Annotated in this window: 6 protein-coding genes and 2 pseudogenes; all 8 read right to left on the bottom strand. The window is 67.8% G+C overall.

The window, feature by feature from the left end; translation table 11 throughout:
* Nucleotides 1-75: 75 nt before the first annotated feature.
* Nucleotides 76-804 (bottom strand): annotated as a pseudogene (locus GTZ93_RS38075) (serine/threonine protein kinase); the annotation flags it as partial.
* Nucleotides 801-1,667, bottom strand: a complete 867-nt coding sequence (locus tag GTZ93_RS38070) for a DUF2381 family protein (RefSeq protein ID WP_139920293.1) — start codon at nt 1,665-1,667, stop codon at nt 801-803. The gene GTZ93_RS38070 and the pseudogene GTZ93_RS38075, both read right to left, overlap by 4 nt.
* A gap of 101 nt (nt 1,668-1,768) precedes the next feature.
* Nucleotides 1,769-2,524 carry a DUF5953 family protein gene (locus GTZ93_RS38065; RefSeq protein ID WP_139920291.1) on the bottom strand — a complete coding sequence of 252 codons (756 nt, stop codon included), beginning with the start codon at nt 2,522-2,524 and terminating at the stop codon, nt 1,769-1,771.
* Nucleotides 2,521-3,442, bottom strand: a pseudogene (locus GTZ93_RS43455) (DUF6310 domain-containing protein). Before GTZ93_RS43455 ends, GTZ93_RS38065 begins: the two are co-directional and overlap by 4 nt.
* 15 nt (nt 3,443-3,457) lie before the next feature.
* Nucleotides 3,458-4,096 carry a PAQR family membrane homeostasis protein TrhA gene (trhA, locus tag GTZ93_RS38055; protein ID WP_139920289.1) on the bottom strand — a complete coding sequence of 213 codons (639 nt, stop codon included), beginning with the start codon at nt 4,094-4,096 and terminating at the stop codon, nt 3,458-3,460.
* 109 nt (nt 4,097-4,205) lie between these two features.
* Nucleotides 4,206-4,364 carry a hypothetical protein gene (locus GTZ93_RS38050; RefSeq protein WP_161663304.1) on the bottom strand — a complete coding sequence of 53 codons (159 nt, stop codon included), beginning with the start codon at nt 4,362-4,364 and terminating at the stop codon, nt 4,206-4,208.
* Between the two features lie 9 nt (nt 4,365-4,373).
* A complete protein-coding gene (locus GTZ93_RS38045) occupies nt 4,374-4,592 on the bottom strand; it encodes a hypothetical protein (RefSeq protein ID WP_120580061.1) in 219 nt (72 codons plus the stop codon).
* 32 nt (nt 4,593-4,624) lie between these two features.
* Nucleotides 4,625-6,802, bottom strand: a complete 2,178-nt coding sequence (locus tag GTZ93_RS38040; protein WP_139920287.1) for a methyl-accepting chemotaxis protein — start codon at nt 6,800-6,802, stop codon at nt 4,625-4,627.
* Nucleotides 6,803-6,891 lie beyond the last annotated feature (89 nt).

The following is a 6,891-nucleotide window of genomic DNA, read 5'->3' as shown; positions in this document are numbered from 1 at the left end:
CGCACCACCTCGCCTTGCACGGAGCCGTCGGGCAGGCGACTGGCGATCTGCCCGCTCAAATGCGGGGATCGCTCAGGGCGGCAGGGCCGGGTTGTTCAAGTCGAAGCGCGGACGAAACTCCGTCGGTCGCGGGTCGGTCAGCAGCTCATGGAGCATGACGCCAACCGCGAAGATTTCGTCGGCGACCTGGAAGGCGTAACGGGCCCGATGCTCGTCCTTGTGCTCGCGCAGGAACTTGAACTGCTCGGGCGCGCGATAGCGGTCCGTGCCCGGAGGCAGGCCTCCATCCGTCAGGTCTTCGGCGCGCGTGTAGGTCGCGCAACTGAAGTCGATGACGACGGGCTCGCCGTCGCTCCTGCGGATGAGCACGTTGGACAGCTTGAGATCCCGATGCAGGATGCCCCTGCCATGCATGTACGCCAGCGCACCCGCGAGCTTCACGAAGACTTCGAGGACTTCGCGGACGGTCGGGTGCTTGCGCTCGGCCCACTCCGCGAGCGTCCAGCCGTCCACGTAGTCAAGCGCGAGGTAGAGGTTGCCACTTTCCGCGACGCCATACCCTTGCGGCCGGACGATGTTCGGATGGTCCAGCATGAGCAGCGCGGTCAACTCCCGGAGCGTCCGGGCATGGGTCTGTTTGAGATCGCCGCTGGACTCCCGGTGCTGGGCCACCTTGATGGCGCGGTGCCTGCCGTTCTTTTCGCCAAGAAAGACGAACGCAAAGCCTCCGTCGCCGAGTGACTTGGAAACCTGCCACCCGTCAATCAACGTGCCGGGCGGAGGGTGGAGCAGTGTCGCGCTCATTGCGTGTCCTCTGAACGGGGCTGTGGGAAGCGCACGTCTGGAATCGTGAGAAGACGCCCTCCATCCCCGCGGACCTCCACGGTGAAGACGAGGTCTGCTTTCGTCTCTGGTACTTCCACGACCGCAAGCACACGCCCGTTCTCTCCTGGCGGGATCGCCCCCTGCTTCACCGCTACGAGCCGCGCTCGCAGAGGTGCGCCGACTCTTCCCGAGAAGGTTGCCTCTCGTGGTGTCCATGCGGAGTGGCCTGGGCGGTTCAAGATTAGAACGTCCACCAGAATCCAACCCTCGCCCCGAAAGGCTACGGAGAATTCCATCGTGAGGTCATGCACAGCATCTGCCTTGTTCTTGATGATGGACGTCGTGATGCCTTGCTTGTTCACGTAGCCGAGCAGCACGAAGTCTTCTGGCTTCGGCACTGGGGCTTGAGCTGACGGCGGACAGGCCGTGTCCGGGCGTTGTACGTCGATCCGCGAGTCCACCTCGGCCGGGTCGGTCACGAGCACGAAGGTTGCTCGTGAGGGCGCGCGACCGTCGGCGAAGAAGACCCCCAGTTCCTGACGCTCGCCGTCTTCGAGATTGGCGATGGGCTGAACGATGACGGAGCGCTCGCCCGCATCCAGGACGCGGATCCGGGACTCGTCAAAGGTCAGGGTCTTCTTCTGGATTGGCGCGGGAAAGAACAGCAGCGTCATTGCGTCCTGCGCGACATAGATGACGGGCAGTGGATTCGTGGGATCAGTCGCGACCGTGACGGCACGCTCTCGCTTGACACGCCCTCCGCGCGTTGGCTGTGCATGGGCGGCGGCTCCCCACGCGAGCGCAAAGGCCAGGGGAAGGGCCAATCTAAAAGGTTGGAACAATGGTGCGTGACCTCCCAGATGGGCACGCTACCATCGCGGACGCTCGCGCAGTGGGGCTCTTTCCTGCTGCCGGGGCCGTGTCCCAAGCCCCTGAAACGAGGTCAAGGCGCTCCGCGCCCGCCGATTTCGGGGAAGCGCTCGTAGGCTCTTTTGAGCGCTTCAAGATGGGAGAGGTCGTCCAGGTCTAGGGGCGCCTCGGTGAGCTGCACGATCCACCCGCCCGTCGCGGTGCGCCGCGACCGTGAGAGCAATTCGGTGTCGCGAGCAGGATCCGGGAACCCAATGGCCCTTGCGGCGGCATCCGACCAATAGTTCAGCCATCCGAGGTAGTAAGGAATCTCGGGCGAACGGATCTGCTGGAAGAGCTTCAGGGCCGGCAACCCCCGGCGCGGGGATGGTGGTCCGCCCCGCGTGGGGGCTGTTTGATACGCGATGTCCACCGCGGCTCCGTCTGGCGTCGCACGTCCCCAGAATGCGCGTGCGCCCTCTGCTGCGGCTTCCAGTACATCCGCCGCTGCTGCGCTGACGGCCGCGTCCAAAGGTAGCTCTGCGTGGACTTCAAATTGGGCCCGACCCGCTGGGCTGAAAAATCCCGAGCGTTCCCTTCCCATCACCGTCACGGGGTAGTTCTCGTCCCCATTGCACACGATGGGGAATCCACCGTCCTCAATACTTTCGATGAGCCACGTGTCGCGCTGCGGTAATGCATGAGGGCGCCCGCCTTCAGAGAGCCGCCACTCCAGGCGCAAGCCAGGGAGTGCTTTTTCCATGCCTCGAACGCTATCGATAGTGCGGCGGTCTTTGCCCATAAGCGCCGGCGCGTAGACGATGATGTCGAGACTCTTTTGCGTATTCATCTTTTGCACCCAGTGACGACAACTTCGAGGGTCTGATCCCTCCGTAGCAATTCCTCTTTGTGCAGCTCGGAACTCACTCCAACGACGAAGCCATATCCACATGCCGCCGCGGCTTTTCGCTCCTTGTCCAATTGCTTGAGCTCCTTCTCGATTTCCTGTCTCTGGACATAGGCATTGTACGAATCGAATTGATGGGTCTTGATCTCCCACAGCACGCGCATGCCGACTTGCAGCGCATCGAAGAGGACTCCGTCCACGAGCACATCCATCCCGGGATAGCGGTTGGGCGGAAACTTGTCGGCGCAGTCGTTGTGCGCGTTGTCCTCGCCTGCGTGCGGCACTGGAACGGGCTCGCAACTGGCGCGGCGTGTCCGGTCCACAGGCACAGGAGGAACAGGGGGCTGCCAGTCCTTCCCCGCTGGTTCCGGCTCCAACTCGGGCTTCCGCTTCGCTACCTCTTCCCGAGGCGCTGCCTTTGTTCCTCGTGAGGCCCCTGCTTCCTCGGGATAGAGGTGGCGGAGCTCATACGCATCAAACTCCTCCTTGATGGCGACGGCGACCACCACCACGCACGCCCAGGACGATGACGGCTCCCACGGCAATCTCAGGAGCCGCCAGCACACAGACCCCGAGTCCCAGGGTCGCGGCGTCAGCGGAGGCGACCGTGCATCTTCCCGTGGTGTCGTGGAACTCGACCCGGTCCTGGTCGAGCGCCGGATAGCACCGCTCCACCAGCACGGGCCATGGCTGGGACGCTTCGCGAACGACGCACCGCCCGCCGTCCTTCCAGGGCAGCCCCGCCGCTCGCTGGAGGTTGGCACTCCGTCGGCCGCGTGCCGCGGGCTCCCTCGTGATGGGCTCTGTCGCTGCACAGCCCGAAATGAAAAGCAGAATTGCGATGCACGCGCGCAGACGCATGGCCAAGGCCTTTTCTTACCGCCCCACGAAGTCCAGCAGCACAGCGTAGTGCGTGGCGGCCGCGGCGACGACCATGACGTGGAACACCTCGTGGTAGCCGAAGACGTGGGGGATGGGATCCGGCCAACGGCGCGCGTACACCACCGCGCCCACGGCGTAGAGCATGGCCCCGACGAAGAGCCATCCCACGCGGCCCTGGCCCATCACCCCAGGCAGGTTCCAGAACACCGGGGCCGCCACGCAGCCCAGCGCCACGTAGAGCCCCGAGCGCAGGCCTCGCGACGCGGAGATGCCCGCGAGCGTCAGCGTGGCTCCCGTCAGCGCCGCGCCCCACATCACCCAGAGCAACCGCTGGCTCAGGCCCCCCATGGGGTCCAACGTCGCCAGCGGCGTGAAGCTCCCCGCGATGAGGATGAAGATGGCCGCGTGGTCGAACCGGCGGATCCGCTGGTACGTCGCCGCGCTCCAGGTGGGCCAGTGATAGCCCCCGCTCACTCCGAACATCAGCACCATGCTGCCGCCAAACACCAGGTTCGCCGCGTACTGCACGCCGTGCACCGGCAGCTGCGCCATCCTCACGCAGCCCACCAGCGCCGCCACGAACGCGATGACGTGGGACAGGCCGCGCAACCGGGGCTTCAGACTCTCTTCCATGGCGGTGCTCGTACTTCCCGCACGTCATGGCTTCGTCAGCGCCCGCGCGCCTTTTCGCCCAGGGCGTCGCGTTCTCCACGCATGCCCCCGGACGAGTGTCGCCAGGACGTCAGCGCGCGGCCCTGGACGGAGCCCGGCACGCGGCGTGGCCCAGGACGACGTCCCCGTCGACGGTGCTCGTCGGCGTGGGTGTCCAGCCGGCGCGCAGCCTCGCGTCCAGCAGCTCATCGGCGGTAGGGCAGCGGTCCCACACGGAGACCGAGGTCACTCCGCCCAGTCAGGTGGTGTCGAAGACGAGGTAGCGCTCCTCTTCCCAGGGCAGCACCACGTCGTGGGTGAACTCGTCCTGGACCACCACCGCCGCCACGTCGCGCGGCGGGTGGCTCGCGAAGCCCCAGCGGACCACGTCCTGGAGCAGCGTGAGCGGCGCGAGCTGCCGCTCCAGGGCGGCGCGCCGCTCGGGGGACAGCCCGGAGTGGTCGGTCAGGGGCACCATGGCCCGGAGTGTAGCCGGGCCCGGCCCGGGCTTCACGCCGCCGCGGGCTTCTGCTGGTCGTCCAACGTGCCGGAGCGGAGCGCCTTGCTCGCGGCCCCCGACATGACCTCCGCCAACGTCTGCACGGAGTGCGTGACGGTGCGCGTCTCCTCCACGGCCTGGAGCGTGCGCTGCATCTGGCCGGACAGCTCCTGGATGGCCTGGGCAATCTGATGCGTGCCCGAGTCCTGCTGCGCCACGGCCTGGGTGATCTGCCTCACGCTGCCGGTGGTGTCGCCGATGATGCTCGTCAGCTTCTGCAGCTGCGCGCCGGAGCCGCGGACGGCGTCCAGGCTCACCTGCACGCGCGCCTCGCCCTGTTCGCTCATCTGCGCGGCTTCGCGCATGCTCATGCTCACGCCGTCGAGCACGTCGCGGATGCGCTCGGTGGCGCGGATGGACTGGTCCGCCAGCCTGCGCATCTCCTTGGCCACCACGCCAAAGCCCTTGCCGCTGTCGCCGTTGCGCACCGCCTCGATGGCCGCGTTGATGGCCAGCATGTTGGACTGGTCCGCCAGCGTCTTCACGTCGTCGACGATGCTGGACACCTCTCGGGTGCGCTCGTCGAGCGCGAGGATGCGCGAGGCCATCCCCGACACCTCCGTGCGGATGGCGGCCAGGTCCGTCAGCGTGCGCTCCAGGGCGGCGCCGCCCTCGCGCCCCACCGCCTCCGCGCTCTCCGCGGACGCCGCGAGCACTCGCGCCTTGTCCGCCGTCAGGTGCGAGCCCTGGCGGATCTCCTCCACCGTCTGCTCCAGCTCGCGCAGCGCGGCGGCCTGACGGCTGATGCCCACCGTCTGCTCCTCGCTGGAGGTGTGCAGCTGCTGCACGACGGCGGCGAGCTCGTCCGCGCCGCGGCCCATGCCCTCGGCCAGGAGGCGCACGTCCTTGCGGCGCGCGTCCAACTGGTGCGTGTACTCCGCCAGCGAGCGCACCACCTCCGCGGAGCGCCGCGCCACGATGGCCACGAGCGACAGCGTGAGCGCGAAGAACCCCCAGTGCACCTGGCTGTCGGTGGCCTCCATCAGGCCCAGCATCGGCAGGGTGCTGAGCAAGAGCACGAAGGTGAGGACCCCCAGGCCCGCGACGAAGATGCGCGCGTCCTTGTTCCCCTTGAGGGCCTCGACCACCGCGACCCCCACGCACACCAGCAGTCCGGGCAGCGAATAGAGGATGAACGCGGGCAGCAGCCGCCACGCGGAGCCCAGGTCCATCACCACGATGATCGCCTGGAGGATGGCCGGCACGGTGACGACCGCCGCGCCCCGGCGGAACCAGCGCAGCTTGTCCGTGCCCACCGTATCGGAGATGAACCACGCCAGGGCGGGCAGGATGGCGTACGAACCCAGCAGCGTGAGCACGCTGCCGGTGGCCGCCTTGCCCCAGAGCGCCGGGAACAGGCCGCTGGAGCCGAGCAGCAGCGCGCCCGAGCCCGCGGAGAACACGGTCAGCGAGGCGAGCATCCGCCCCTGGCGGCGCAGGATGGCGGCGAACAGCGACACCGAGCCAATGCCGACCAGCAGCGTCCCCATGACGAAGGGCGCCAGTCCCATGCGCGTCACCTCCGCGAGCAGCTCCTGGCGCGAGCCCACCTTCGCGTCGCGAGTGACGCCGATGGCGGGCCCATGCGCCTGGATGCGCAGGAGCACGCGATGGCCCATGGACGCGGGCGGCACGGGCACCAGGTGCCAGACCATGTTCTCCATGATCTCCTGGCCGTTGGGGGCCAGCGTCCCGCTGGTGTGGACGCGCTGGCCGTCGGCGTAGACCTCGAAGGCGTTGGCCACGTTGCCCAGGAAGAGGGCGGGCTCCAGCCACGGGCCCTGGGGCACGGGGATGCTCAGCCAGAGGAAGGTGTTCGTCCCGCGGCCCGGCGGTTCCTGGAGCGCGGTCATGGCCTGCCAGCCCGCCGCGTCCTCCGGCTCTGTCGCCCACGTGGGGACGCCGTCAGGCCCCAGCGGCGAGTCTCCCCAGCGATAGCGCCACCCGTCGAGCGCGGGCTGGGCGTCCGGTGTCCCAGCGGCCTCCGCCCGGGCGGCGGGCGCGAACGCGAGGAGCATCAGCAGCACGGCCCCCACGCCCGCGAGCCGCGAGAAGAGGGCCTTCCGGGAGCCGCGGAAGGGAGTGAGCCGGAGCTGTAAGTCGAGAGCGAAGACACGGGAGCGACGCATTCGAGACACATGCTCCAGCGCGAGGGGGTCAAAAGTAAAATGGGTCCCTCATGCCTCCCCGCCGTGCCTCCGGCCGCTGCGTTTCACGC

Origin of the sequence: Corallococcus exiguus (assembly GCF_009909105.1) — a bacterium.
In the GTDB taxonomy this organism is placed as follows: domain Bacteria; phylum Myxococcota; class Myxococcia; order Myxococcales; family Myxococcaceae; genus Corallococcus; species Corallococcus exiguus.
This window is presented reverse-complemented; position numbering and strand designations above follow the sequence as displayed.